Below are 25174 nucleotides of genomic sequence, written 5' to 3' on the forward strand. Positions count from 1 at the left end.
TCGCCGGGTCCTCGCCACCTTAGCGGTTGGCGATGTACATCGTGATTTCGAAGCCGAAACGCAGGTCGGTAGCCTTGGGGGTTTGCCAGTTCATGTTTGTCTCCTGATGGTCGTTTGAAATAGATGCGTTGTGTTGCAACGCTCTTGCAGTATCGACCGCCCCGCTGCGCACCGCCTCGTCAGCGGAATTAAGCGCGGCTCAGGAAATTCATGAAGGTCACCGCACGACGTCCACCTTCACCCACAGCCGGCGCTGCGACTGCGCGTCGCGCGTGCCGTAGCGCGTGATGCCGCGCTGGTCGACCTGTTCGCTGTAGCCGCTGCCGCCCAGTTCCATCCATTCGCCGAGCCGGCCCCGCACCGTGCTGACCAGCCGTGCGGTACGGATTTCGCCGTATTGCGTGTCGGACAGCGATTCCTTCTGGGGCGAAATGTCCAGCGTCACCTGGTCACCATTGACGCGCGGCATGGCGTAGAAGCCGCTGCCGATGTCGCGGTACTCGGTGCCCTGCGAAATGGCGCCGCCGCGCGGGCCGGCGATGATCTGCGTGAACGGCACCGGAATCGAACTGCCGACCTGGATGAAGGCCGAACCGCCCTCGACCACCTGCACCCGTTGCGACAGCCGGTCGGCCGAATTGCCGCGGGTCGACCAGACACGCGTCGCGACCCGGCTGTCGCCGCTGCGGCCTTCGATGACGGCACCCTCGCTGCCTGCGTCAGCGGCGCCGACCGACACGTCGCCTGCGCGGATGTCGCCCGACACGGCGGCGCCGTCGCGCCGGATCGAATCGTCGTTGTCGTGCCGCACCGAAATCATCAGGCTGCGCAGCGGCGTGTCGATCGCCTCGATCGCCTGCTTCACGGCCAGCCGCGTGGCGGCGTCGGCACGAATGAAGATGCGGTTGTTGGCCCCCGAAAGTGCCGCGTCTTCGCCGACCAGCGGCTGCAGCGCCGGCAGCACCTGATCGGTCGTGCGGTGTTTCAGCGGAATGATGTCGAGCTTGACCTGCGCCCAGGACACAAGCGGCGCGCACAGCGCCAGGCACAGAAAGAAGTGAATGAAGCGCGACACCCGCAGCCGCCCTTAACGGCCGAGCGCGCCGAACACCTTCTTCGCCAGACTGCCGGCCGCGCCGACCGGGTTCTGGCGGATGGCCTTCTCTTCCTCGGCCACCATCTTGAACAAGCCGTCGAGCGCCTTTTCGGTCACATAGTTGTCGAGATCGGCGTCTTCCTTGCTGATCACGCCATACTTCGCGCCCTTGGACGCGAATTTCTCGTAACTCTTGGCCAGGCCAACCTTGTCCATCGCCTGCTGCACGATGGGCAGGAAACGCTCCTTCAGCTGGGCCGATGTCTTGCCCTTGAAGTACTCGGTGCCGGACGTTTCGCCGCCAGTCAGGATCTTTTTGGCGTCGTCCACACTCATGTCCCTGACCGCTCCGACCAGCAGTTGCTTCGCTTCGGGCACGGCGGCTTCGGCGGCACGGTTCATCGCAGTGATCAGTTCGTCGGCCTGCTTCTTCATGCCGAAGGTGCGCATCAGCTTTTCGGCCTGCTGCAGACCGTCCGGCAGCGGAATCTTCACCGCCTTGTTCTTCAGGAAGCCGTCCTGCCTGCCCAGCATGTCGACCGCCTTGGCCGCACCCTGGGTCAGCGCTTCCTTCAGGCCGCCGCTTGCGTCCTTGTCGGAGAGGTCGGAAAGCGACAAGGCCCACACCTGGGTACACATGACAAGACAGGCCACAAAACCGACAATCGCACGCATGGTCGAAATCCTTCTGATTGAACGAACAAACTGATTAACCGGAACTCCTCAACGATTATGTCCCGCAAATGGATGTCACCGATAGTGCTGGCGGTGCTGCTCGGCCTGGTCTGGCTGCTGCGCGGCCAGGGTTTTCCGGATGCGGCGCCGGCCGTGCCGGTTGCGCTGCTCGACGGCGGCCGGGTCGACTTTTCGCAGCCGCAGGGCCAGGTCAGGCTGGTCAGCTTCTGGTCGACCTCGTGTGCGCCGTGCATCCGCGGCATGCCGGCGCTGGCCGACACGCACCACCGCTATCAGGCACGCGGCCTCGACGTGGTCGCGGTGGCGATGAGCTACGACGCGCCCAGCCATGTGCAGGCCTTCACCCGTCGCGAGGCGCTGCCGTTTCGCGTAGGCTTCGACCCGGTCGGTGAGGTGGCGCGCGGTTTCGGCGGCGTCAATGCAACGCCGACCACGTACCTGATCGACCGGCAGGGCCAGGTGGTCAGGAAGATCATCGGCATTCCCGACCATGCGGCGCTTGATGCGCTGATCGAAAACCTGCTCGACGCACCGTCCTGAACCTCCGACCCTGACGTCTTCTTCCCGATGAAATCCCGCTATCTGATCGCGCTGCTGCTGGCCGCTGCTGTGCTCGTTGCGTGGCTGTTCTGGCCGCGCGGCATCGCCGTGGACACCGCAGCCGTCACCCGTGCGGCGCTGACCCAAAGCGTCGTGGCCACCGGCCGCATCGCCACGCCGGCGCGCATCGAACTGGGCACCCAGGTCACCGCCATCATCGACGCCGTGGCCGTGCGCGAAGGCGCACAGGTGAAGGCGGGCGACGCACTGGTGATGCTGCGTGCCGCCGATGCCGAAGCGGCGGTCGAACAGGCGCGCACCCAGATCCAGGAGTCGCAGGCGCGACTGCGCCAGACCGACGCCGTCACGCTGCCGGTGGCCGAGCAGGCCGTGCGCCAGGCGGAAGCCAATCTGAAGGTGGCCGACGCCGAATACCAGCGCGCGCAGACGCTGGTGGCGCAGCAGTTCTTCTCGCCGTCGAAGCTCGACGAGGCGGCGCGCCAGCTCGACAACGCGCGCTCCCAGCTGCGCACCGCGCAGGCACAACGCGACGCCAGCCTGCCGCGCGGCGCGGAGCGGCAGGGCGCTCAGGCGCGCCTGGCCCAGTCGCAAGCGGCACTGGCATCGGCCCAGGCGCGGCGCGACCTGCTGACGTTGCGGGCCCCGGTCGACGCGCTGGTGGTTGCGCGCGACGCCGAGCCGGGCGACGTGGCACAGGCCGGGCGCGCGTTGCTGACGCTGGCGCAGTCCGGCGAAACCCGCATCTACGCCACGCTGGACGAAAAGAATCTGCGCTACCTGCAGCTCGATGCCCGCGCGCAAGCCGTGGCGGATGCCTTCCCGGGCCAGGCCTTCGAAGCCGTGGTCTATTACATCGCGCCGGCCATCGACGCCCAGCGTGGCACGATCGAAGTACGCCTTCGCGTGACCGAACCACCGGCCTTCCTGAAGCCGGACATGACGGTGTCGGTCGAAGTGGTGATCGGTCGCAGCGAATCGGCGCTGTCGCTGCCACTCGAAGCGGTGCGCGACGTCGAAACGCCTGAACCCTGGGTACTGCTGGCGCGAGCGGATGAGGCGGTGAAGGTGCCGGTGAAGACCGGCCTGCGCGGCGTCGGCCGGATCGAAATCACCGAAGGCGTGACCGAAGGCGATATCGCCATCCTGCCCGCCGGCGGCGCCCTCGACGGCGACCGCATCCGGGTCAAGCAGAGGAAAGCTTCAAGATGAAAGATGCAAGGGAAAACCGCGCCGGTCTGGCTTGCATCTTTCATCCTGCATCCTGCATCTGACGATGGCGAGACCAAGACTGCCGTTCGAATTTCTCGTTGCGCTGCGCTTCCTGCGCGAGGGGCGCATGCAGACGGCGCTCATCCTGCTCGGTGTGACCGGCGGCGTGGCGGTCATCGTGTTCCTGTCGCAGCTGATCGCCCAGCTGCAGTCCACCATCATCGACCGCGTGCTGGGCAGCCAGGCGCATGTGGTCGTGCGACCGCTTGAAGAGGTGAATCTGCGGGCCCGCACCGATGCGGCCAGTACCGCGGTGATCGAACCGCGTGCCCAGCGGCTGCGCTCGATCGACCAGTGGGAAGCCATTGTGAAACTGGCCGAAGACCAGCCCGGCGTGGTGGCGGTGTCGCCGGTGGTGAGCGGTCCCGCGTTCGCGCTGCGCGGGCGGGCGAGCAAGTCGGTCGCGCTGCTCGGCATCGAACCCGACCGCTACCGGCGCATCGTCAAGATGGATACCTATATGGTGCGCGGCAAGTTCCAGGTCGAGGGCACGAACGCCATCATCGGCACCGAACTGGCGAAGGACCTCGGCGTGACGGTCGGCGACAAGGTGTTCCTGCGCGCTGCCGGCGGGCGCGACGAACTGCTGCAGGTGACCGGCCTGTTCGACATCGGCAACAAGGACCTGAACCGGCGCTGGGTATTCACGACGATGAAGCTGGCGCAGTCGCTGCTCGACCTGCCGGGCGGCGTATCGAACATCGACATCACGGTGACCGACATTTTCGAGGCCAGCCAGGTGGCGGCGCGGCTGCAGGCGGGCAGCGGCATGACGGTGGACAGCTGGATGACGACCAATTCGCAGTTGCTGGCGGCGCTGCGCAACCAGTCGGTATCGAACAACCTGATCCGCAGCTTCGTCATCATCATCGTGGCGCTCGGCATTTCCAGCGTGCTGGTGGTCAGCGTGGTGCAGAAGCAGAAGGAGATCGGCATCCTGCGCGCCATGGGCACCAGTTCCAACCGCATCATGGGCGTGTTCCTGCTGCAGGGTGCGCTGGTCGGTTTCGTCGGTGCGCTGTCGGGGGTCGGGCTGGCCTGGGCGCTACTGCAGATCTTCTCGACCATCTACCGCACCGGTGACGGCGCGCCCATCTTCGAGCCTCAGCTCGACACCGGCATCGCACTGTCGGCCGCCGGCATTGCGCTGGCTGTCGGTGTGCTGGCGGCGCTGATTCCGGCGCGGCGCGCGGCCAAGATGGACCCTGTGCAGGCGATACGGGCATGACGTCGGGCATGACGTCGAACATGACGCCGGGCGTGAATAAGGCGACCGGCAAACCGGCCATCATTTCGATGCGCAACCTGCGCAAGTCCTACGGCATCGGCACGCCGGTGGAAACCGAAGTGCTGCACGGCATCGACGTCGAACTGGCCGAAGGCGAGTTCTGTGCGCTGATCGGCCCCAGCGGTTCGGGCAAAAGCACACTGCTGAACCTGATCGGCCTGCTGGAGCCGCCCACTGCAGGCGAGCTTTCAGTCGCCGGACAATCCACGACCGGGCTGAACGAACAGGCGCTGACGGTGTTGCGTGGCCGTCACATCGGCTTCGTATTCCAGTTCCATCATCTGCTGCCGGCCTTCACGGCGCTGGAAAACGTCATGATGCCGGCCATCATCGCGCACGGTGTCGCCACCGCGCAGGACGAGGCGGTGGCACACGACCTGCTGGCGCGGGTGGGGCTTGCAAGCCACGAATACAAGAAGGCCGGTCAACTGTCTGGCGGCCAGCAGCAGCGCGTGGCGATCGCGCGCGCGCTGTCGCTGTCACCACGCCTGATCCTGGCCGACGAGCCGACCGGCAATCTCGACACGCACACTGCGGATGATATCTTCGCGCTGTTGCGTGAATTCAACCGCGAGCGGGGCAGCGCCTGCCTCATCGTGACGCACGACCCGCGACTGGCCGCCCGCTGCGACCGTCGCATCGAACTGGTCGATGGCCGCCTCGCGGCTTCGACGTCTGTTGCCGAACCAGCCTGACCCCGCGCAGCGGGGTTGTTTCGATCCGACTGTTTCCGCATGGATTTCGCATGACCTCTGCCAACAACGCTTATCCGTCGGCCCTGCTGGCCCTGCTTGAAGACGCCGCGCGCCATCCGGACGACAGCAGTGGTGACCGGCTGACCTGCCTGGTCGCGCTGCTCCGGCCGCACGGGCGCGAAGGTCTCGCCGCTGCCGAATCACGTTTTCACGGCCTGCTGCGCCTGCTCGCAAGCCGCCCGGACCTCGCGGCCGCGTTGTCGCACTATCTGAAGACGGTGTTGCTGGCACGCATGCACCGCACGCTGTATTCCGAATCCGGCGTACTGGCCAACCAGGGCTTTTTCAGCGGCCTGATCAGCCGCGTACTCGGCCGCATGCTGCCGCCGGCGATCAACGACGACTTCCTGCGCGACCTTTTCAGCGAAGTCTTCGACGCCTCCGACGACGGTGAATGGATGGTGGCCATTCCGCGCGAAGACTGGGAAACGCTGTTCGAGCGACTCGATCTCGATGGCGAGGCCTTCGCCGCGGCGCGCCGGCAGTGCCGGCACGAACTGTTCGAAGCCATGCGCATGGCGTCGCACCGCCTGGCTGCACTGGGCATGGAACCGGCGCTGCTGCGCTACATGCCGGCGCTGGCGCGGCACGAGTCGCCTTTCCTCGCGCAGAGCGACGAAGTACGCGAACTCATACGGCTGCATGCCGGCGGCGAAACGCCGCAACCCTACGACGGCCATTTCGAAGTGCTGCTTGATCAGTGCAGCAGCTATATCGACACCATCAGGCGGCGTTCGCGCGAAGCCGGCGTGGGCGTGAATCTGGTGTTCCTGCTGGCCCGCATCGAACAGATCGCCGACCGCCTGCGCCTGCTGCGCACGCTGGCGCTGCCCGACGAGGCCGATGACCGGCCCGCCTTGCGCGCCCGCGCGATCGATTTCTTCCTGCGGCTGGTGCAGCAGGAAAATCGCCGCAACAGCCTGCGTGACCTGTTCACCGGCACCACGCAGTTGCTGGCGCGGCGCGTGACCGAACAGGCCAGCCGCTCGGGCGAACACTATGTAACCGGCACGCGCAGTGAATTCGTAGCCATGTTTCGCGCCGCGGCGGGTGCCGGCGTGATCATCGGCACCATGGCGATGATCAAGATCCTCATTTCCAAACTCGGGCTGCCGCCGGTGTGGGAAGCCGTCGCCTACAGCCTCGACTACGGTCTGGGCTTCGTGCTGATCCATATCCTGCACCTGACGATTGCCACCAAACAGCCGGCGATGACGGCCGCCACGCTGGCTGCCGCGCTCGATGGCCAGCAAAGCCGCGACGCGCGCCTCGGCGTGCTGGTCGAACTGGCGGCACAGGTGAGCCGCACGCAGTGGATATCGATCGCGGGCAATGTCAGCATCGGCTTCATCATGGCGTTGTCCATCGCCATGACGGCTGGCCAGTTCATCGACTGGCATCCGGTCGATCCGGTCAAGGGCGCCCATCTGCTGCACGACCTGCACCCCTGGCAGAGCCTTGCACTGGTGCATGCGGCCATCGCCGGCATTTTCCTGTTCCTCAGCGGCCTCATTTCCGGCTACTACGACAACCAGTCGCTGTACCACCGCGTACCGGAGCGCCTGCTGCGCGTGAAATGGCTGCGCAGCCTGCTCGGCGAGGCCCGGCTGGCGCGCTTTGCGCGCTATATCGAACTCAATCTTGGCGCGCTGGCGGGCAACTTCCTGTTCGGCTGCATGCTGGGCAGCACACCGGTCATCGGCAGCCTGCTCGGATTGCCGCTGGACATCCGTCACGTCGCATTCGCGTCGGCCAATCTCGCCTACGGCCTGGAAGCGCTGAGCTTCGATGTCGACTGGCACGCCATCGCCATCGGCGCGCTGGGCGTCGTGCTGATCGGCCTGACCAACCTGACCGTGAGCTTCAGCCTCGCGATGCGTGTGGCCCTGCGCTCGCGCGGTATCCAGCCGGACGATACGCGCGGCCTGTCGGTCAAGCTGGCCCGGCGCTTCCTGACCCGCCCGCGCGACTTCTTCTGGCCGCCGAAGGACCCGCCCGCCGAGGCCGAACAGCTCAGTGAACCCGGACGTTGATCGTGCCCAGCCGCGTATTCGGGGTGCGGATCGCCTGCGGGGCAGGCTCCTACGAAAACCATCAAACGTTCAAAGCCCCGGCGACGCCTTTTTGTAGGAGCGGACCCTGTCCGCGATGCGCACGGTGATCGCTACACCTCCAGCGGATCGACGTCGATGTGCCAGCGCAGGCCGCGCGCGAGGCGCAAGCGGTACAGGTTGTCGAGCCACGGGATGAGCAGCGCACGCAGCGGCGGGCGGCTGCGCGATTCGACCACCAGCTGGGCGCGCTCGCGCCCGGCCCGGCGCACCATGCGCATCGGCACCACGTCGTATACGCGCACGCCGCCGACGTCGAGTGCCAGCGCCGCGCGGCGGGCAGCCGCGAGAAATTCCGTGGCCAGCGCCAGTTCGGGCGCATCGGCGCTCAGCATGATCTGGAAACCGTGAGGCGGCAGGCCGAGCTGGGCGCGTTCGGCCAGCTGGCTGCGCGCGAAGCCGTCGAAGTCGTGCGCGCGCAGCGCGGCGAACAACGGGTGGTCGGGCTGCGCCGTCTGGATCAATACCTCGCCTGCGGTGCCGGCCCGGCCTGCGCGGCCGCCGACCTGCATCAATTGCGCGAACAGCCGCTCCTGCGCGCGGAAATCGGCCGCATGCAGCGACGCATCGGCGCCGACCACGCCAACCAGCGTGATGCCCGGAAAATCGTGGCCCTTGGCGAGCAGTTGCGTGCCGACCACCAGATCGACTGCGCCCGAGCGGATCAGGTCGAGCTGCTGTTGCCAGTGTTCGCGTCCGCGCACGTTGTCGCGGTCGATGCGCAGCAGGCGCGCCGCCGGAAAGCGGCTGGCCAGAGTTTCCTCGAGGCGCTGGGTGCCGCGACCGTAGCCCTGGATGTCCTGATTGCCGCAGGTCGGGCAGGCGCGCGGCACCGGCCCTTCGGCGCCACAGTGGTGACAGCGCAGCCGGCGATCCACCGCATGCAGCACCAGATGGGCCGAACACTGGGTGCAGCTCGCTGCCCAGCCGCAGGCCGGGCAGCTCAGCACCGGCGCGTAGCCGCGCCGGTTGATGAACAGCAAACTTTGTTCGCCGCGTTCCAGCCGCTGTTCGATGGCTTTGAGCATCGGTACGCTGAGGCCTTCCTGGGCGCGTTGCACTCGCGTGTCGATCAGCTTCACCGACGGCAGACTGGCCTCGCCGGCGCGCGTGGTGAGGCGCAGCCAGCGGTAGCGCCCGTCGATGGCGTGGCGCAGCGATTCAAGCGATGGCGTGGCGCTGCCCAGCACGATCGGCACGTTTTCAGCGCGTGCACGCCAGATCGCGACGTCGCGCGCCGAATAGCGCACGCCTTCGGTCTGCCGGAACGAGGCGTCATGCTCTTCATCGAGCACGATGCAGCCAAGGCGCGGCAGCGGCACGAACACCGCCAGCCGCGTGCCGAGCACGATGTCCGCCTCGCCCGACTGCGCGGCCGCCCAGGCCATGGCGCGTGCGCCGTCGCTCATTTCGCTGTGCATCACGTGCAGGCAGGCGCGCGGAAAGCGCGCTGCGACGCGCGCCTGCAGCTGTGGCGTCAGCGCGATTTCAGGCACCAGCAACAGGCTTTGCCGGCCGGCGGCGATCTGCGTTTCGATCAGCCGCAGATAGACCTCGGTCTTGCCGCTGCCGGTCACGCCATGCAGCAGGCTGACCGCGTAGCCGGGGCGTTCCAGCAGCGTCGCCAGCGCGCTGGCCTGGTCGGTACCCAGCGCATGTCCCGCTTCGGCCGGCGCATCGGCCAGTGCGATTTCGATCAGGCCGCGTTCGAGCAGGGCTTGCATCACCGCACCGGCGCGCGCCGACAGCGCACGCAGTTCGCCCTCATTCAGCGATTCGGCGGCCATCAGCGCAGTGATCAGCTTGCGCCCGACATCGCGCGCCGGCAGGGCGTCGATCGCCGCCCGGCCGGCGTCGGTGACGCGCAACCGGCGCACGGCGCGCTGTGCACGCGTGGCGCTGATCGCCGGCGGCGCGGCCATCGCGGCGACTTCGCCGATCGGCTGCTGATAGTAGTGAGCGACGAAATCGACCAGTGCGCGCCAGCTGGCCGGCAAAGGCACACTGCGGGCGTCCACGGCGAGCAGCGGCTTGATGCGCGCCGGGTCGAGGCCGGCCTCAGCGCACCAGCCCCAGGCGATGCCCCAGACTTCGCTGCGGCCGAACGGTACCCGGACACGGCATCCAGGTTCTACTTCAGGGAAGGCCGAAGCGTCATAGTCGAACAGCGTCGGAATCGGCCGCGCCAGCGCCACCTGCAACAAGCTACCGGGTGGTCGCAGCACCGCGCTATCCAAGGCCTGTCGGGCGCTATCAATGGATTCAGTCACTTGCGGCATGTCGTTCAAGAAGACTGATCGATCCGGGCCGCAAGCCACTCAGGCGACACGGGTTTGAGGCGCGGAAAGGCTGTGGATAACTTTGTGGGAAACTTCGTTGCGATCAGTGACTTGACCGGACGCTTTTTCCATCAAATTTTTGAACGGGCGTCAAGAAAAAAAATTCTCTATTAAAACCAACAGCTTGGCTGTCAAGGAAAAAATAGCTTGTCCATCCGTGGCGTGCCGGCGCCTTGAGCGGCTGACTGTGCATAAGTCAACCCCTGCGACACTTTTGCACGCCTTGCGCAAAGCGCCGCAGGACGCGGTTTACACGCCTGCAGCGGCGCGAATCGACCGGCTGTGGCGGTGCACGGCTTCCACCAGCGCGGAAACGTGCTCCGGGGGCGTGTGTTGCGAAATGCCGTGTCCCAGATTGAACACATGGCCCGGGTGCGGACCGTAACTGTCGAGAATGCGCTCGGCTTCGCGGGCGATCGATGCCGGCTGCGCAAACAGCGCGGTCGGATCGAAATTGCCCTGCAGCGCGACCTTGTGGCCGACACGCTGGCGCGCCAGACCGATGTCGGTCGTCCAGTCGAGTCCGAGCGCATCGGCGCCGGCTTCGGCCTGCGCTTCCAGCCACTGGCCGCCGCCCTTGGTGAACATGATGACCGGCACGCGCTCGCCGTCGTGTTCGCGCTTCAGGCCGGCAATGATGCGCTGCATGTAGGCCAGCGAAAATTCGAGATAACCGTGCGCCGACAGTGCGCCGCCCCATGAATCGAAAATCATGACCGCCTGCGCGCCGGCTTCGATCTGCGCATTCAGGTAGTCTGTGACCGCCCGCGCGGTGACGCCCAGCAGGTGGTGCAGCAAATCGGGGCGGTCCAGCATCAGCGTCTTCAGGTGTCGGTAGTCATCCGATGCGCCGCCTTCGACCATATAGCTGGCCAGTGTCCATGGGCTGCCCGAGAAGCCGATCAGCGGTACCGAATTGTCGAGCGCGCGGCGGATTTCGCTCACTGCATCGACCACATAGCGCAGCTCGTCGTGCGGATCGGGCGCCCGCAGGGCGTGGATGGCGGCTTCAGAGCGCACCGGACGCTCGAACTTCGGGCCTTCGCCGTCGGCAAAATACAGCCCCAGCCCCATCGCGTCGGGTACGGTCAGGATGTCGGAAAACAGGATGGCGGCGTCGAGCGGGAAACGTTCGAGCGGCTGCAGCGTGACCTCACAGGCCATGGCCGGCGACTTGCACAGTTGCAGGAAGCTGCCGGCGCGACGGCGCGTCGCACAATATTCCGGCAGGTAGCGGCCGGCCTGGCGCATCAGCCAGATCGGCGTGTGATCGGTCGGCTGGCGCAGCAGTGCGCGCAGGAAGGAGTCGTTGCGGGGAGCGGCCATGGTGAGTCCCGGAGGGTTGGTTCGATCGGGTTTTCGCAGGCCGCAAGGATAGCCGATGCGACCGCCCCTCGGCGAGGCGGCACTACTTGCGCCAGAAGCCCGGCGTGAAGAGGATGAGCAGCGAAAACACTTCGAGACGCCCCAGCAGCATGGCAAAGCTGCACACCCAGGTCTGGAAGTCGGTCAGTGACGCAAAGTTGGTGGCCGGGCCCACTTCCTGCAGGCCCGGGCCGATGTTGTTGATGCACGAAAACGCGGCCGTGAAGGCGGTCAGGAAATCGCCGCCGGACAGCAGCAGTACGAAGGTCACGAGCACGATGCTCATGAAGTACACGAAGATGAAACCGAGCACCGCCTGCGCCACGCGATCCGGCACCGGGGTGCGGCCGACGCGCAGCGGATGCACCGCTGCGGGATGGATCAGGCGCACCATTTCTCGCCGGCTCTGGCCCATCAGCACCAGGGTGCGCATCATCTTTATGCCGCCGCCGGTGGAACCCGAACTTGCCGTGATTGCACCGAGAAACAGCATCCACAGCGGCGCAAACAGTGGCCAGGTGCCGTAATCGGTGCTCGCGTAGCCGCTGCTGGTCGCGATCGACACCAGGTTGAACGCCACGTGGCGCGCCGTCAGCAGAAAATCTTCGTGCACGTCCTGGAAATGGATGTAGAGCGTCAACCCGACAAAACTGCTACCCAGCACGAGCAGGATGGATTTGGCTTCGGCATCGCGCAGATAGGGCCCGATCGACCGGCGCTGGAAGGCGATGAAGTGGGTCGCGAAATTCATGCTCGCAAAGATCATGAACAGGATCAGCACCCCTTCGATGGCGACCGAATCGAAGGCGCCGATGCTCGCGTCCCGTGTCGAGAACCCGCCCAGCCCGAGCGCCGAAAAACCGTGGCAGATGGCGTCTATCCATTCCATGCCGGCCAGCTTCAGTGAAAGGATGCACAGGATGGTCAGGCCGATGTACATCGAGTACAGCGCCTTGGCGGTGTCGGTGATGCGGGCGGTCAGCTTGTTTTCTTTCATCGGGCCCGGCATTTCGGCTTTGTACAGCTGCATACCCCCGACACCGAGCAGCGGCAGGATGGCAACCGCAAACACGATGATGCCCATGCCGCCCAACCACTGCAGCAGGTGGCGCCACAGGTTCAGCGCCGGCGGCAAGGTGTCGAGCCCGACCAGCGTGGTGGCGCCGGTTGTGGTCAGCGACGACATCGCCTCGAACAGCGCGTCGGTGAAGCTCAGCGAATCGAGCGTGAGCATGAAGGGCACCGTGGCGATGACCGCCATGCACAGCCAGGCCGAACTGACCAGCATGAAGCCGTCGCGCGGCTTGAGTTCGGCGTAGCGGCCGCGCGTAGCCAGGTAGAGCAGCAGTCCGCTGACTGCACTGATCGCCATGCCGTCGACGAAAGGCATCGCCGAGCCGTCGTCGTAGATCAGCGCACAGGCGATCGGCACGAGGTAGGCCGCACTGAACACGATCAGCAGGCGACCCAGTACATTGATGACCGACAGCATCAGAGAAAACCGAAGCCGACCTGGAACAGCCGTTCGACGCGCGACACCAGCTTCTGGCTCGAGCAGAACACGATCACGTGGTCTTCCGGCTCGATCACCGTGTCGTGGTGCGGAATGATCACCACGTCGTGCGTTTGCTGCACCGCCTGGTCGGACACGCCTATCGTGACCGGCCGATCCGTGCGGCGCACGATGGCGGCGATCAGGGCGCCTTCGGGCAGACCGATTTCCTCGATCGGCCGGCCGATCACCTTCGACGTCTTGCGGTCACCATGGACCACCAGTTCGAGCGCCTCGGCGGCACCGCGGCGCAGGCTGTGCACCGCGACCACATCACCGCGGCGCACGTGGGCGAGCAGCGAACCGATGGACACCTGGGCCGGCGAAATGGCGATGTCGATCGCGCCCGCCTGCACCAGGTCGACGTAGGCCTTGCGGTTGATCAGCGCGACGACGCGACGCGCACCCATGCGCTTGGCCATCAGGCTGGACATGATGTTGTTCTCGTCGTCGTTGGTGAGCGCGAGATACAGGTCCATGTCGTCGATGTTCTCGGCTTCCAGCAACACCTCGTCGGTGGTGTCGCCGGCCAGTACGAGCGTTTTCGGCAGATGGGTGGACAGGAACTCCGCGCGCACCCGCGAGTGTTCGATCAGCTTGAGTTCGTAATCCTTTTCCAGCGACGTGGCGAGCCGGAAACCGATGTTGCCGCCGCCGGCGATCATGATGCGGCGCATCGGCTTGTCGAGCCGGCGCAGTTCGGCGGTGACCGCGCGGATATGTTCGCTGGCCGCCAGGCAGAACACCTCGTCGCCCGGTTCGATCACCGTATTGCCGTCAGGAATGATGGCGTTGTCGCGCCGGTAGATTGCCGCGATGCGGGCATCGATGCCCGGCAGGTGCTGACGCAGCGCCTTCACGGGTCCGCCGACCAGCGGCCCGCCGCCGACCGCGCGCACCGCCACCATCGTCACCCGGCCCTTGCCGAATTCGAGCACCTGCAGCGCTTCCGGAAAAGCGATCAGCCGCTTCAGGTAGTCGGTGACTTCCTGTTCCGGACAGATCGAGAAATCGACCGCAAAGTTGTCGTCGTCCAGCAGTTGCGGGTAGTCGGCGTAATCGATCGAGCGTAGCCGGGCAATGCGGGTGGGCAGGTTGAAGAGGGTCTGCGCGATGCGACAGGCGCATAGATTGGTCTGGTCGGACGCGGTGACCGCGATCAGCAGGTCGGCATCTTCAGCGCCGGCCTGGCGCATCACCAATGGACTGGCCCCGTTGCCGAACACCACGCGCAGGTCCAGCCGGTCCTGCAGTGCCTGCAGGCGATCGGCGTCGGTATCGACAACGGTGATGTCGTTTGCTTCCGACGCCAGATTTTCGGCCACTGACGAGCCAACCTGACCGGCGCCCAGAATGATGATCTTCACGCATCCACCCTGCGAAAAAGTTGCGCGAGTGTAGCTGCAACGCGGCTGCTGCGGTGCAGCAGCGCAATGATCAACCGGTGCTCACGCGGATTTCGCCCGGTTCTCACCCTGGTTTCAGACGCCGCCGAGCATGCCTTCGCGCTCGATGAAGGCGATGATGAAGTCGAGGTTGTGGCCGGTTTTCATGTTCGAGAATACAAACGGCCGCTCGCCGCGCATCTTTTTCGCGTCGCGCTCCATCACCTCCAGCGACGCGCCCACCATGGGCGCGAGATCGATCTTGTTGATGATGAGCAGGTCGGACTTGCAGATGCCCGGCCCGCCCTTGCGCGGAATCTTGTCGCCGGCTGCCACGTCGATGACGTACAGCGTAAGGTCGGACAGTTCCGGGCTGAAGGTCGCCGCAAGATTGTCGCCGCCGGATTCGATCAGGATCACATCCAGCCCGGAAAAGCGCGCATTGAGCCGCGCCACGGCTTCGAGATTGATCGATGCGTCTTCGCGGATCGCCGTGTGCGGGCAGCCGCCGGTTTCCACGCCGATGATGCGTTCCGGCGGCAGCGCCTGGTTGCGCACCAGAAACTGCGCATCTTCTTCGGTGTAGATGTCGTTGGTCACCGCCGCGATGTTGTAGCGGCTGCGCAGCGCAAGGCACAGCGCCAGCGTCAGCGCCGTCTTGCCCGAACCGACCGGGCCGCCGATGCCCACGCGCAGCGGTGGGCGGGGAGTGGGTGAAGTCATGGGGTGTCCTTTCAGGCTGAAATCATTCTGCGCACGTAATTGACGGACGGATCGCGGGCAGGGCCCGCTCCTACGAAAGGCAGGACCGTGCAAGGTTCTCGCAGGAGCGGACCCTGTCCGCGATCCGTCTGCAAGCAACCGAGAGGCCCCGGGTTGGTCACCTCTCGCTGCGCCGGATCGGCGCCCGACCGAGACAACGGATCGAGTGCCGCCGTCATGACCTGAACAGCCTCGAATACTGCGTTTCGTGCCGGCAACTGGCGATGGCCAGGCCCGGCGCGAAGTTGCTCCAGTCGGCGCGCGGCAGGTCGATGGCGGCGTCGACGCGCGACGGGATGGCCTCGCCCAGCATCATCAGCAGGCGCTGGCCGGCGGTCTGGCCGAGCGGCACCGCCTTGATCGCCGCCATCACCTGGTTTTCCGCCCAGGCCCAGGTCCAGGCGGTCAGCGCCGGCCCGACCGGTACATCGAGCGCCACTGCGGCACCGGACCAGGCGGTCGGAAACGCCGGCTCGTGGATGTCCGCAAGCACATCGGCGACGCCGCGGCAGGCGTCGAGCGCCTTCAGCAACTGCGTGCACGAATAGCCCATCTGCACCGTTTCGGCGCGCAGTTCGGCCGCCTCGCGGCTGGCCAGATAATCGTCATTGAGCGCCGCGAGCGCCGCGTGATCGGCGGCTGCCCAGGCGCGCATCAGCGTCGCCAGCAGCGGCAGTTCGAAGCGCGCGACACCGGCATCGAGCACGGCCTGTATCCAGTCGCCGGCGTCCGCCTCGTGACGGATCGCACCGCACTCCACCTGCCATTCCAGCCCCTGCGAATAGCTGAACGCACCCACCGGCAGCGTCGGGCTGGCCAGATGCAGCAGGCGGACAAGCGCGAGCGGGGTCACGCACCGCCACCGAACAGGTGCAGTTTCGCGCCGGTTTCTTCGGCATGGGCGTGCGTGTGGTGCGCCGGCTGGCCGCCGTAGGCACCCGCTTCCGGCTCGAAGGGGGCGCGGGTTTCGCTCACATCCAGCCCCAGACCCGCCAGCATCTGCGCCAGCACATGGTCGGCCGCCAACCGCAGCAGGCCCGGCTGTACCTCGACCGCGACATGGCGGTTGCCGAGGTGATACGCCGCCCGCGCAACGAGCAGCGCATCGTCGCTGCGCGCCTCGATGACCGCTTCGGCGGCCGCAACGACCTGCACGACGCGGCCATCGTTGCCGGCCAGCCGGTCGCCGCTGCGCAGTATCGTGCCGCGCGGCAGGAACAGGCCGACCACTTCGCCCGAATCGAGGTGCGTGCGCAGCCGGCATTTGGCGCGCAGCTCGAACGACAAAGTCAGTGTTTCGGCCGGCACGGCGTCGGTCGGCGCGAAGGATTCGATCAGCAGCATGTCTGTGTCTGCCGCGGATCACGCGGCATGAAAACCCGTCGGTGTCAGAACAGGAAATAGCGCTGCGCCATCGGCAGCACTTCGGCCGGCTCGCACACCAGCAGTTCGCCGTCGGCGCGCACGGCGTAGGTTTCCGGATCAACGTCGATCTGCGGCTGCCAGTTGTTGAGCACCATGTCGGACTTGCGGATCGTACGCGTGTTGCGCACCGGTTCGAGCCGTTTGGCAAGACCCAGCGCAGCGACGCGAGGGTTGTTCAGCGCCGCCTGAGACACGAAGGTGAGCGAGGTGCGCAGGCCGCCGCCGAAGCTGCCGAACATCGGCCGGTAATGCACCGGCTGCGGCGTCGGGATCGAGGCGTTCGGGTCGCCCATGGCGGCAGCGGCAATCATGCCGCCCTTCAGGATCAGGCTGGGTTTCACGCCGAAGAAGGCCGGCTTCCACAGCACCAGATCGGCCAGCTTGCCGGTTTCGATCGAGCCGACGATGTGGCCGATGCCATGCGTGATCGCCGGGTTGATCGTGTATTTGGCGATATAGCGGCGCACGCGGAAATTGTCGGCTGCCGGCGAAGTGCCGGACGCGTCGCTCAAGGTGCCGCGCTGCAGTTTCATCTTGTGCGCGGTCTGCCAGGTGCGGAGGATCACTTCGCCGACCCGGCCCATGGCCTGCGAGTCGGACGACATCATCGAAAAGGCACCGAGGTCGTGCAGGATGTCTTCGGCCGCAATCGTTTCGCGGCGGATGCGGCTTTCCGCGAACGCCACGTCTTCGGCGATTGCCGCATCAAGGTGGTGACACACCATCAGCATGTCGAGATGTTCGTCGATGGTGTTGACCGTGTAGGGCATCGTCGGGTTGGTCGATGACGGCAGCACGTTGGGCATCGACGCCGCGCGCAGGATGTCCGGCGCATGGCCGCCGCCCGCGCCCTCGGTGTGGAAGGTGTGGATGGTGCGGTCCTTGAACGCTGCGATCGTGGTTTCGACGAAACCGGATTCATTCAGCGTGTCGGTGTGGATCGCGACCTGCACATCCATGTCTTCGGCCACCGACAGGCAGTTGTCGATGGCAGCCGGCGTGGTGCCCCAGTCCTCGTGCAGCTTGAGCCCGATCACGCCGGCTTCGACCTGTTCGCGCAACGGGCCGGGCAGCGAGGCATTGCCCTTGCCAAGAAAGCCGAGGTTCATCGGAAACGCCTCTGCCGCGGCCAGCATCGAATGGATATGCCAGGGCCCGGGCGTGCAGGTGGTCGCATAGGTGCCGGTGGCCGGCCCCGTGCCGCCGCCCAGCATCGTCGTGACACCCGACATCAGCGCCTCCTCGATCTGCTGCGGGCAGATGAAGTGGATGTGGCTGTCGATGCCGCCGGCGGTGACGATCATGCCTTCGCCGGCGATGATTTCGGTGCCCGGGCCGATCACGATATCGACACCGGGCTGGATATCAGGATTGCCGGCCTTGCCGATGGCGGCGATGAAGCCGTTCTTCAGGCCGATGTCGGCCTTGACGATGCCCCAGTGGTCGACGATGAGCGCGTTGGTGATGACCGTGTCCATCACGTCGGCGCTCATACGCTGGCTCTGGCCCATGCCGTCGCGGATCACCTTGCCGCCGCCGAACTTCACCTCTTCGCCGTAGATCGTGTAGTCGCGTTCGACCTCGATCCACAGTCCGGTATCGGCCAGCCGCACCCGATCGCCAGTGGTCGGGCCGAACATTTCCGCATAGGCCTGCCGGCTGATCCGTGTGCTCATCGGAACGCGATCATCGGCTCACTGCTTGCCGAACATGCGGCGCGCGGCACGCGCACGCCGGCGCATCACCAGTGCACCGACGCCGCCGAGGATGGCCGCAGCGGCAATCATCGCGACATGGTCGGGCTGGCTGACCAGATGCATCAGCGTGGCAAGCAGGCTGCCGTGATGTTCGCCCTCGTGCGCCGAGGCCGCACTGCTCCACAGCGCCACAAGCGCCACTGTCGTTCTGATCATGTCCTGTCTCCAAGGGGGTCAAGCGGGCCCTGCACGCGGCCCTGAAATCCGAAAACCCGGCGGTCGCCGGCCAGCGCGACCAGCTGCACGGTGCGCAGCTGGCCAGGTTCAAAACGCACCGCGGTACCGGCTGCGATGTCCAGCCGGAAGCCGCGCGCCGCAGCCCGGTCGAACTCGAGTCCGTCGTTGGTTTCGGCAAAGTGGTAGTGCGAGCCCACCTGCACCGGCCGGTCGCCGGTATTGCGCACGTCAAGTGTGATCGTCGCGCGGCCGGCGTTGAGTTCGATGTCGCCTTCGGCGACCTGCATCTGTCCGGGAATCATGGGCTGTTCCTGAATGGCTTCATATCTGTCGTGCGGTTTTGCAGGCGGTGATGTTGGGCATCGCTGCGCTCACCCCAACCTACGGATGCTGGCGGGAATCTTCTGTCGTTTCATGTTTGGCTTCATTCCGGATTTCCGGGTGGGGTGTTGGGCATCGCTGCGCTCACCCCAACCTACGGGTTCTCGCCGTACGCGACGGGTTTCGTAGGTTGGGGTGAGCGCAGCGATGCCCAACAACGATGGCGTGCCGGCCGCGACACAAGGCTTGTCCATCCGTCGCCTCACCCGGAACGCGCACCAAAACGGTAATCACGCACGGCCTTGGTGCCCGCTTCGTCCTCCGCGCTGTCGCGCTTCTTCGACAGCAAATCACGCACCAGCAGCAGGTTCACCAGCAGTTCTTCGTCGTCGGTCAATTCTTCGATCTCTGACAGCGTTCGGGTGCGGTAGTCGAGGTCGACCAGCAGCGCGTCGAGATTGACCGACACGCCGAGTGTGCGCCGCACGCTCAGCTTGAAGCGCGCAAGACGACGGGCCAGTTCGACTTCCTCATCGCTCACCGGTGCGCCTCACTGTATCGGTTGGTGGACGGTCACCAGCTTGGTGCCGTCGGGGAATGTGGCTTCCACCTGTATGTCCGGAATCATTTCCGGCACACCTTCCATGACATCGTCACGGGCAAGCAGGGTCGTTCCGAAGCTCATCAGTTCGGCCACACTGCGACCGTCGCGCGCCCCTTCCATGATCGCGGCTGTGATCAGTGCCACCGCTTCCGGGTAGTTCAGCTTCAGCCCGCGCGCGCGCCGGCGTTCGGCGAGCAGCGCCGCGGTGAAGATGAGCAGCTTGTCTTTTTCGCGTGGCGTCAGTTCCATCGTGGTTCTTTTCTTCCGCTTTCAGAGGTGTCGAACAGCTTGTCCATCGACCATCAGGTCGCCCAGATCCGGGGCGGCTGGGCCGCCCGCCCGGTCATTGCCGGTCGCACCATCGACCATAGATGCACGAACCATGCCCGGGCCGACTGGCTGCAGGCCCCGCGGTAGCGCGCCACCAGCAGACCGGGCAAGCGGGTGACGCCGCCGTCGCCCCGGGCACAGGGCAGTGCACGGCAGGCGGCAAGCAGTGCGTCGTCGGCGTCAAACCCGGCGCACAGCAGCGTACCGAACACCGGCGCACCGGCCAGTCCGGCCGCCGACTGCAGCAGCGGCGCCGCGACGTCCAGCCGAGCCTGCTCCAGCCTCAGCGTCTTGCCGGCGCGGGTGATGCGCGTGTCGAGCTTCAGTTCGCCGCGGACAAAGCGCTCGCCGCTGGCCGTGCGACCGAGGCAGTAGAGGTCAAGACCGATGAAGCACGCGCCGGCATCGAGCTCGATGCGGCTGGCGATGTGCGCTCGCGCGCCGTCGAACACGATGGCTTCCTGCGGCAGCCATTCGACGCAGGCACCGCTACCGATGTGCATCGACAGGCCGGACTGTGCCGCCGGTCCGGCGCTGCGATACCACTTGGTCGCGCCCGGTGTGGTGATCAACGCATGCGCGCCCCCGGCGGCGGCGATGTCCGCCTGCAGCGTGTCACCGCCGGCAACGCCGCCCGGCGGATGCAGCAGCAGGGTGTGGCACACCGCGTCACCTTCCGGATAGAGCGCCTTTTGCACGCGCAACGGTCCGACGTGCTCGCGCCGTGCGAGCACGCTGCGGCCACCGGAAAGGCGGTAGTCGAGCGCGATGCGGGCCTGCCAGCCGGTCGAAGCGTCCTGCGCGGCGGAAGAAGTCATCGAAGCGGTCATCGGCGGTGCATTCATCGCCCGATGGTAAACGACTGTCCGCACGCAGTGCGGCAACGGAACCGTTGCCCGATTGGCGACACCAAGCGCTTGTGATCCGATCCAGACATTCCCGGGGGCTCCATGAAGCAATTGTCGGCAGCAATCTGCCTCAGCGCGCTGTGTGCATGGGCCCCGGCCGATGACACGACGGTGTCGAACGACGCCCTTTACGAGCGCGTGCCGGGCGCGGCCCGCACGGTGTTCCAGCTGTACGCGAAAAGCGCGCGCGGCACCTCGAGCGGGTCGGCGGTCATGGTCGGCCCCGGTCTGCTGGCGACCAGCTGCCATGTACTGGGCGATGCGACGCATGGCGTGGTGGTTCAGACCGGCGAGGCACTGACCGTCGACCTGGTGGCGGCCGACTACCGGCGCGACCTGTGCATCCTCCAATCCGACCAGATCGGCACGCGCGCCGCGCCGCTGATTCCGTCCAGCCAGGTCAGCAAGCGCGACGTGGTGTTCAGCCTCGGCTTCACCGCCGGGCGCTTCGCCTACGACGTGGGCGAGGTGAAGCAGATGTATGCAATGGATGGCAGCCGCGTGCTGCGCGGCAGCGCCGCCTTTGCCGCCGGTGCCTCCGGCGGCGGGCTGTTCGACCACGAGGGTCGGCTCATCGGCATCCTGACCTTCTACAAGCTCAGTCCGGACAAGAGCATGTTCTTCGCCATCCCGGCCGACTGGGTGCCCGAGGTACTGGCGGCCGGCATCAAGCCGCGCCAGCCCGATCAGGCGCCGTTCTGGGCCGAGGCGAGCGCCACGCGCGCACCCTTTCTGCAGGCCGTGCAGTTCGAACACGAAGGGCGCTGGGACGAGCTGGCGAAGCACTGTCGTGGCTGGCTGATGGCGCAGCCGGATTCGGTCGAGGCGCGCGACATGCTCGAACTTGCGCGGGCACAGGGCGGCGGAGGTTGAATGTTCGGTACCATCGCTGCCGTGTCCAACCGACCCGCTGTGTGATGAATCCAAAATACCTGCTTGCCCTGGCTGCATTCGCCTGCATGACAGCCGCCCAGGCCGCACCCCCCGCCGTCGGCGACACCGTGAAATTGCCGTTCGAGGGCATCGACGGCGTGATCACCATGAGGCTGCCGCTTTTTCCGCAGCCGGAAACCGGCAGCGAAACGGTGCAGCAACGTCACAGCCTCACCCGGTCGATCCAGCAGATGCAGTCATCGGTCTGCGCCTACAACCGCGAACAGCTCCGGGCGCTGCGTGGCCGCCAGGCCGACAAGGAAGCGTTCACGGTGCTCGATTTCCGCGAAACCCGATGGCCGCGCGAGCGCGGTGGTGCGCTCAAGCGCTGGATGCAGGTGCGCAGCGTGGAGCGACCCGCCTGCGAAGGCTGGATCGAGACGGGCCCGAATTAGCGCCTGCGCCCCGTCAGGCGGTCAGCCCGAATTTCTGCTGGATGCCCGTCACGCCGCCGGGCGAGCAGGCGAGTGCCGACACGCAATGCGGATCAAGCTGGCCAGCGTCGGCCATGCGCTGCAGTTCGGTCAGCGCTTCGTCATTGCTGCACGGCGTGCGGTATGGGCGTACCGAGGTGAGCGCGTCGAATATGTCGGCGATCGCAACGATGCGTGCTTCCAGCGGCAGCGCATCACCCGCCACCTGTTGCGGGTAGCCGCTGCCATCCAGGAATTCGTGATGGCAGCGCACGATGTTGTTCAGAACCTCGAAATACGGCGTCGCCGTGATGCCGCCCTCCTCCATCATCGAATCGATCAACCAGGCGCCCAGCGTCACATGTTCCTGCATGGCGGCACGCTCTTCGACAGTCAGCGGCCCGGGCTTGAGCAGCACGCTGTCGGCGACGCCCACCTTGCCGACGTCGTGCAGCGGTGAAAACAGATATACGTGTTCGACGAATTCGTCGTCGCGCCCGAACTGCGGCGCGACGGCTTTCGCGATGAGGCGGCTGTAGCTCGACATGCGGTCGAGGTGACGACCGGTTTCGATGTCGCGCAGGTGCGCCCTTGCGCCCGCGTTCGTCGCAATCCCGGCGACCGCCTGCCACAGGCTGAACATGTTGAGCACCGACAGCCGGCACAGCTGCACGTACATCTGCAGTGCATGCAGCAACCGGCTGTCGAAGAGGCCCGGTCTGCGCGAATCGAAGAACAGGAAGCCGAGCAGCTTCGCCGACTGGTAGAGCGGCACCGTATAGCTGCTGCGATAGCCATGCGACAGCAGCCACAACGTGTGCTCGCCATGCGGTGGCGGCAAGCGCGCCATGTCGTGAATGACCCGCGCGGAGTGGTTGTGCGCCAGATCGAACAGGGAAGGGACGTCGGCCAGGGGGCGCTCGTACAAGGCCAGTCGGTCCGGCACGTCGCCACTGTCGACATAGGTCTTCAGCATGTCGTGCCGGCTGTCATACAGCGCGATGGCGATGCGGTGCACCTGCGGATGATGATGGCGCACCCGTGCGTGCAGCCAGCGCATCTGCTCGGTCAGCGATATGCCGGCATCACCGGCAGGGACTTCGAACGAATCGGCGTTTGGCATCGCACACACCTGACAAGACGAGTAAGCGGATTATGAACCTTCGCAGGCTCGAGCGCGCCGGCAGCGACGGCCGGCGCCGGTCACGCTCGGCCGCTGTCAGCGTGGAAGGTCGGCCGGCAGGTCGATGTCGCGAAGCACGTCGGCGGTGCCGGCGTCGATCAGCCACAGGTCAGGGCCGCGCAGCAGGTCGCGGGCGCCGTGCTCGCCGTTGAGGGCAGCCAGCTGTGGCGCCCAGTGTGCGCCGAAGGCGACCGGGTGGCCGCGTTGGCCGTCGAATGCGGCGGCGGCGATGCGGTTCGGGGTGTCGATGGCGGCAGCCACGGCGCGGATGGCCGCGACCGGCACCCAGGGCATGTCGGCCAGCGCAACGAGCCAGCCCGCGGCAGCCGCCGTCTCGCGCACCGCATGCGCCAGCGCACTGCCCATGCCCGCTTCGGCCTCTGCGCTTTCCAGTATGTGGCAGCCGGCACCACGCAGCTGCGCGGCCAGTTCGGTCTGACCCGGCCGGATCACCGCAATGCTGCCGGGCAGCGCCGTGCACAGCGTGCGCGCCGCCCGGGCGGCGACGGTCTGACCATCGGGCAGGCGCGCCAGCAGCTTGCTGGTCTGGCCAGTCGGGTCGAAGCGCCGGCCATAGCCGGCGGCGAGAAGGATGCCCTGCATCAGTGGATGTTCCGCTTCCGGAGGGTGCGCCCAGACCGTGGCGCGTCAGCCAGCCAGGCGCGCAGCGGAGGGGAGAGCGTCGCGACGGGCGGCCGGATACCGGGCCTGCGCGCACCCATCGGAGCGGAACTCAGTATCGACCCGCCGCGCACGAGCTCAGCGTGTCGGCGGCGATGTCGAGTGCGGACTTGGCGTCGCGCACGTTCAGTAATGTGTCGGCGGCGGCACCGTTCTTCATCGCCACCAGTTCGGCCGCGATCGACACCGCGATTTCCGCCGGCGTGCGACTGCCGATATACAGACCGGCCGGGCCACGCAGACGGTCAAGCTGAGCATCGCTGACGTCGAATTCCTTCAGCCGCTCGCGCCGTGCATCGTTGTTGCGGCGCGAGCCCAGGGCGGCAACGTAGAAAGCCGGCGTCTTCAGCGCTTCCATCAGCGCCAGATCGTCCAGCTTCGGATCGTGCGTCAGCGCGATTACCGCCATGCGGGCATCCGGCTGCATCGCGATCACCAGATCGTCCGGCATGTCGCGCGACAGCGTGCTGCCAGGTACGGCCCACTCGTCGCTGTACTCCGCGCGCGGGTCACACACGGTGACCGCGAAATCGAGCGACTGCGCAATGCGCGCCAGACTGGCCGACAGCTGGCCGGCGCCGATCAGCAATAGCCGGTAGCGCGGGCCGAACACGCTGATCAGCGTCTGGCCGTCGAAATGCAGCGCCTGGTCGGCGTGACCGGCGTGCAGCGTGGCACGGCCGCTGGCCAGATCGAGCCGGCGGGTCAGCAAATCTCCACGTCCGAGGCGGGTCAGCAGTTCGTCGAGCGCCGCCGCGTCGGCAAGTGGCTCGAGCACCAGCTGCAGCGTACCGCCGCACGGCAGACCGAAGCGGCGCGCGTCGTCGGCGCTGACGCCATAGCTCACGACATGCGCGGCGGCCGGCAGACCGTCGCGCCGCAGCCGGTAGATGAGGTCGTCCTCGATACAGCCGCCGGATACCGAACCCACCGCGCGGCCGTCGTCACGCAACGCCAGCAGCGCCCCGGGCGGCCGCGGCGAAGAACCCCAGGTGCGCACCACGGTGGCCAGCATGACGCGGTGACCGGCGCGCAGCCAGTCGCGCGCGCGGGTCAGAACTTCGAGATCGAGACTGTCCATGGTTTGTCGGTACCTTTCCTGGAGAGGGTGATGTTGGGCATCGCTGCGCTCACCCCAACCTACGAGTCCTGCACTTTTCTGTCCGGGTGATGTCGGGCATCGCTGCGCTCACCCCAACCTACGGGTCCTTCGCTTTTCTGTCCGGGTGATGTCGGGCATCGCTGCGCTCACCCCAACCTACG

General features: G+C 66.4%; 26 protein-coding genes. 7 read left to right on the top strand and 19 right to left on the bottom strand.

Annotated features, from left to right (window positions below):
* Nucleotides 1–19: 19 nt before the first annotated feature.
* From pqqA to Q8R75_RS12690, 3 genes are all read right to left on the bottom strand, one after another.
* Entirely contained in the window at nt 20–94 is a 75-nt protein-coding gene (pqqA, locus tag Q8R75_RS12680) for a pyrroloquinoline quinone precursor peptide PqqA (protein ID WP_083224124.1), read from the bottom strand.
* 123 nt (nt 95–217) lie between these two features.
* Nucleotides 218–1075, bottom strand: a complete 858-nt coding sequence (locus tag Q8R75_RS12685) for a hypothetical protein (RefSeq protein ID WP_305611173.1) — start codon at nt 1073–1075, stop codon at nt 218–220.
* 12 nt (nt 1076–1087) lie between these two features.
* Complete coding sequence (locus tag Q8R75_RS12690; RefSeq protein WP_305611170.1) at nt 1088–1771, bottom strand: DUF4197 domain-containing protein; 684 nt, start codon at nt 1769–1771, stop codon at nt 1088–1090.
* A 72-nt stretch (nt 1772–1843) separates the two neighbouring features.
* Here Q8R75_RS12690 and Q8R75_RS12695 point away from each other — a divergent pair, with 72 nt between their 5' ends.
* The 5 genes from Q8R75_RS12695 to Q8R75_RS12715 all read left to right on the top strand — a co-directional run bounded on the left by Q8R75_RS12695 (nt 1844) and on the right by Q8R75_RS12715 (nt 7698).
* Nucleotides 1844–2332, top strand: a complete 489-nt coding sequence (locus Q8R75_RS12695) for a TlpA disulfide reductase family protein (RefSeq protein WP_305611168.1) — start codon at nt 1844–1846, stop codon at nt 2330–2332.
* Between the two features lie 27 nt (nt 2333–2359).
* Entirely contained in the window at nt 2360–3562 is a 1203-nt protein-coding gene (locus tag Q8R75_RS12700) for an efflux RND transporter periplasmic adaptor subunit (protein ID WP_305611166.1), read from the top strand.
* A gap of 64 nt (nt 3563–3626) precedes the next feature.
* Entirely contained in the window at nt 3627–4850 is a 1224-nt protein-coding gene (locus tag Q8R75_RS12705; RefSeq protein ID WP_305611165.1) for an FtsX-like permease family protein, read from the top strand.
* A gap of 20 nt (nt 4851–4870) precedes the next feature.
* Complete coding sequence (locus Q8R75_RS12710) at nt 4871–5605, top strand: ABC transporter ATP-binding protein (RefSeq protein ID WP_336623623.1); 735 nt, start codon at nt 4871–4873, stop codon at nt 5603–5605.
* A 50-nt stretch (nt 5606–5655) separates the two neighbouring features.
* A complete protein-coding gene (locus Q8R75_RS12715) occupies nt 5656–7698 on the top strand; it encodes a site-specific recombinase (protein ID WP_305611163.1) in 2043 nt (680 codons plus the stop codon).
* Between the two features lie 131 nt (nt 7699–7829).
* On the opposite strand, the gene Q8R75_RS12720 is transcribed toward Q8R75_RS12715, so the two are convergent.
* The 13 genes from Q8R75_RS12720 to Q8R75_RS12780 all read right to left on the bottom strand — a co-directional run bounded on the left by Q8R75_RS12720 (nt 7830) and on the right by Q8R75_RS12780 (nt 20611).
* Nucleotides 7830–10001, bottom strand: a complete 2172-nt coding sequence (locus Q8R75_RS12720; RefSeq protein ID WP_305611161.1) for a primosomal protein N' — start codon at nt 9999–10001, stop codon at nt 7830–7832.
* A gap of 363 nt (nt 10002–10364) precedes the next feature.
* The gene (gene hemE, locus Q8R75_RS12725; protein ID WP_305611159.1) at nt 10365–11441 is read right to left on the bottom strand and encodes a uroporphyrinogen decarboxylase; all 1077 of its coding nucleotides are present in this window, start codon (nt 11439–11441) and stop codon (nt 10365–10367) included.
* An 82-nt stretch (nt 11442–11523) separates the two neighbouring features.
* Nucleotides 11524–12972, bottom strand: a complete 1449-nt coding sequence (locus Q8R75_RS12730; protein ID WP_305611157.1) for a potassium transporter TrkG — start codon at nt 12970–12972, stop codon at nt 11524–11526.
* Complete coding sequence (trkA, locus tag Q8R75_RS12735) at nt 12972–14399, bottom strand: Trk system potassium transporter TrkA (RefSeq protein ID WP_305627099.1); 1428 nt, start codon at nt 14397–14399, stop codon at nt 12972–12974. Before trkA ends, Q8R75_RS12730 begins: the two co-directional genes overlap by 1 nt.
* Nucleotides 14400–14513: 114 nt before the next feature.
* Nucleotides 14514–15140, bottom strand: a complete 627-nt coding sequence (gene ureG, locus Q8R75_RS12740; RefSeq protein ID WP_305611153.1) for an urease accessory protein UreG — start codon at nt 15138–15140, stop codon at nt 14514–14516.
* A gap of 214 nt (nt 15141–15354) precedes the next feature.
* Nucleotides 15355–16032, bottom strand: coding sequence for an urease accessory UreF family protein (locus Q8R75_RS12745; protein WP_305611151.1), 678 nt, complete (start codon nt 16030–16032; stop codon nt 15355–15357).
* Nucleotides 16029–16523: an urease accessory protein UreE gene (gene ureE / locus Q8R75_RS12750; protein WP_305611149.1), complete on the bottom strand. Its 495-nt coding sequence runs from the start codon at nt 16521–16523 to the stop codon at nt 16029–16031. Before ureE ends, Q8R75_RS12745 begins: the two co-directional genes overlap by 4 nt.
* Before the next feature lie 44 nt (nt 16524–16567).
* Entirely contained in the window at nt 16568–18280 is a 1713-nt protein-coding gene (ureC, locus tag Q8R75_RS12755) for an urease subunit alpha (RefSeq protein ID WP_305611147.1), read from the bottom strand.
* Nucleotides 18281–18298: 18 nt separating this feature from the next.
* Complete coding sequence (locus Q8R75_RS12760; RefSeq protein WP_305611145.1) at nt 18299–18517, bottom strand: hypothetical protein; 219 nt, start codon at nt 18515–18517, stop codon at nt 18299–18301.
* A complete protein-coding gene (locus Q8R75_RS12765) occupies nt 18514–18840 on the bottom strand; it encodes an urease subunit beta (RefSeq protein ID WP_305611144.1) in 327 nt (108 codons plus the stop codon). The genes Q8R75_RS12760 and Q8R75_RS12765 overlap by 4 nt, the downstream gene beginning before the upstream one ends.
* A gap of 281 nt (nt 18841–19121) precedes the next feature.
* On the bottom strand, nt 19122–19400 hold the full coding sequence (locus tag Q8R75_RS12770; RefSeq protein WP_305611142.1) for a hypothetical protein: 279 nt from the start codon (nt 19398–19400) through the stop codon (nt 19122–19124).
* Between the two features lie 9 nt (nt 19401–19409).
* Nucleotides 19410–19712 (bottom strand): urease subunit gamma, encoded by a 303-nt coding sequence (locus Q8R75_RS12775; RefSeq protein ID WP_305611140.1) that lies wholly within the window; start codon nt 19710–19712, stop codon nt 19410–19412.
* Between the two features lie 53 nt (nt 19713–19765).
* Nucleotides 19766–20611, bottom strand: a complete 846-nt coding sequence (locus tag Q8R75_RS12780) for an urease accessory protein UreD (RefSeq protein WP_305663692.1) — start codon at nt 20609–20611, stop codon at nt 19766–19768.
* A gap of 132 nt (nt 20612–20743) precedes the next feature.
* Between Q8R75_RS12780 and Q8R75_RS12785 the strand changes: the two genes are divergently transcribed.
* Both Q8R75_RS12785 and Q8R75_RS12790 read left to right on the top strand, forming a co-directional pair.
* On the top strand, nt 20744–21574 hold the full coding sequence (locus tag Q8R75_RS12785; protein WP_305611137.1) for a serine protease: 831 nt from the start codon (nt 20744–20746) through the stop codon (nt 21572–21574).
* 44 nt (nt 21575–21618) lie between these two features.
* A complete protein-coding gene (locus Q8R75_RS12790; protein ID WP_305611136.1) occupies nt 21619–22029 on the top strand; it encodes a hypothetical protein in 411 nt (136 codons plus the stop codon).
* Nucleotides 22030–22042: 13 nt separating this feature from the next.
* On the opposite strand, the gene Q8R75_RS12795 is transcribed toward Q8R75_RS12790, so the two are convergent.
* From Q8R75_RS12795 to Q8R75_RS12805, 3 genes are all read right to left on the bottom strand, one after another.
* Nucleotides 22043–23170, bottom strand: coding sequence for an HD domain-containing phosphohydrolase (locus Q8R75_RS12795; RefSeq protein ID WP_305611134.1), 1128 nt, complete (start codon nt 23168–23170; stop codon nt 22043–22045).
* Between the two features lie 96 nt (nt 23171–23266).
* On the bottom strand, nt 23267–23833 hold the full coding sequence (locus Q8R75_RS12800; RefSeq protein WP_305611132.1) for a nucleotidyltransferase family protein: 567 nt from the start codon (nt 23831–23833) through the stop codon (nt 23267–23269).
* 130 nt (nt 23834–23963) lie between these two features.
* Nucleotides 23964–24992 carry an XdhC family protein gene (locus Q8R75_RS12805; RefSeq protein ID WP_305611130.1) on the bottom strand — a complete coding sequence of 343 codons (1029 nt, stop codon included), beginning with the start codon at nt 24990–24992 and terminating at the stop codon, nt 23964–23966.
* Between the last annotated feature and the right edge of the window lie 182 nt (nt 24993–25174).

It is taken from the genome of Methyloversatilis sp. (assembly GCF_030696805.1).
In the GTDB taxonomy this organism is placed as follows: domain Bacteria; phylum Pseudomonadota; class Gammaproteobacteria; order Burkholderiales; family Rhodocyclaceae; genus Methyloversatilis.

Excerpts from the sequence above, each read along its gene's own strand:
- Q8R75_RS12795 (WP_305611134.1), bottom strand. The coding sequence starts at position 23,170 with ATGCCAAACGCCGATTCGTTCGAAGTCCCTGCCGGTGATGCCGGCATA.
- Q8R75_RS12710 (WP_336623623.1), top strand. The coding sequence starts at position 4,871 with ATGACGCCGGGCGTGAATAAGGCGACCGGCAAACCGGCCATCATTTCG.
- Q8R75_RS12705 (WP_305611165.1), top strand. The coding sequence starts at position 3,627 with ATGGCGAGACCAAGACTGCCGTTCGAATTTCTCGTTGCGCTGCGCTTC.
- Q8R75_RS12690 (WP_305611170.1), bottom strand. The coding sequence starts at position 1,771 with ATGCGTGCGATTGTCGGTTTTGTGGCCTGTCTTGTCATGTGTACCCAG.
- Q8R75_RS12700 (WP_305611166.1), top strand. The coding sequence starts at position 2,360 with ATGAAATCCCGCTATCTGATCGCGCTGCTGCTGGCCGCTGCTGTGCTC.
- Q8R75_RS12805 (WP_305611130.1), bottom strand. The coding sequence starts at position 24,992 with ATGGACAGTCTCGATCTCGAAGTTCTGACCCGCGCGCGCGACTGGCTG.
- hemE (WP_305611159.1), bottom strand. The coding sequence starts at position 11,441 with ATGGCCGCTCCCCGCAACGACTCCTTCCTGCGCGCACTGCTGCGCCAG.
- Q8R75_RS12785 (WP_305611137.1), top strand. The coding sequence starts at position 20,744 with ATGAAGCAATTGTCGGCAGCAATCTGCCTCAGCGCGCTGTGTGCATGG.
- Q8R75_RS12760 (WP_305611145.1), bottom strand. The coding sequence starts at position 18,517 with ATGATCAGAACGACAGTGGCGCTTGTGGCGCTGTGGAGCAGTGCGGCC.
- ureE (WP_305611149.1), bottom strand. The coding sequence starts at position 16,523 with ATGCTGCTGATCGAATCCTTCGCGCCGACCGACGCCGTGCCGGCCGAA.
- Q8R75_RS12715 (WP_305611163.1), top strand. The coding sequence starts at position 5,656 with ATGACCTCTGCCAACAACGCTTATCCGTCGGCCCTGCTGGCCCTGCTT.
- Q8R75_RS12800 (WP_305611132.1), bottom strand. The coding sequence starts at position 23,833 with ATGCAGGGCATCCTTCTCGCCGCCGGCTATGGCCGGCGCTTCGACCCG.
- Q8R75_RS12765 (WP_305611144.1), bottom strand. The coding sequence starts at position 18,840 with ATGATTCCCGGACAGATGCAGGTCGCCGAAGGCGACATCGAACTCAAC.
- Q8R75_RS12780 (WP_305663692.1), bottom strand. The coding sequence starts at position 20,611 with ATGACTTCTTCCGCCGCGCAGGACGCTTCGACCGGCTGGCAGGCCCGC.
- ureG (WP_305611153.1), bottom strand. The coding sequence starts at position 15,140 with ATGACTTCACCCACTCCCCGCCCACCGCTGCGCGTGGGCATCGGCGGC.
- Q8R75_RS12775 (WP_305611140.1), bottom strand. The coding sequence starts at position 19,712 with ATGGAACTGACGCCACGCGAAAAAGACAAGCTGCTCATCTTCACCGCG.
- Q8R75_RS12695 (WP_305611168.1), top strand. The coding sequence starts at position 1,844 with ATGTCACCGATAGTGCTGGCGGTGCTGCTCGGCCTGGTCTGGCTGCTG.
- ureC (WP_305611147.1), bottom strand. The coding sequence starts at position 18,280 with ATGAGCACACGGATCAGCCGGCAGGCCTATGCGGAAATGTTCGGCCCG.
- Q8R75_RS12790 (WP_305611136.1), top strand. The coding sequence starts at position 21,619 with ATGAATCCAAAATACCTGCTTGCCCTGGCTGCATTCGCCTGCATGACA.
- Q8R75_RS12730 (WP_305611157.1), bottom strand. The coding sequence starts at position 12,972 with ATGCTGTCGGTCATCAATGTACTGGGTCGCCTGCTGATCGTGTTCAGT.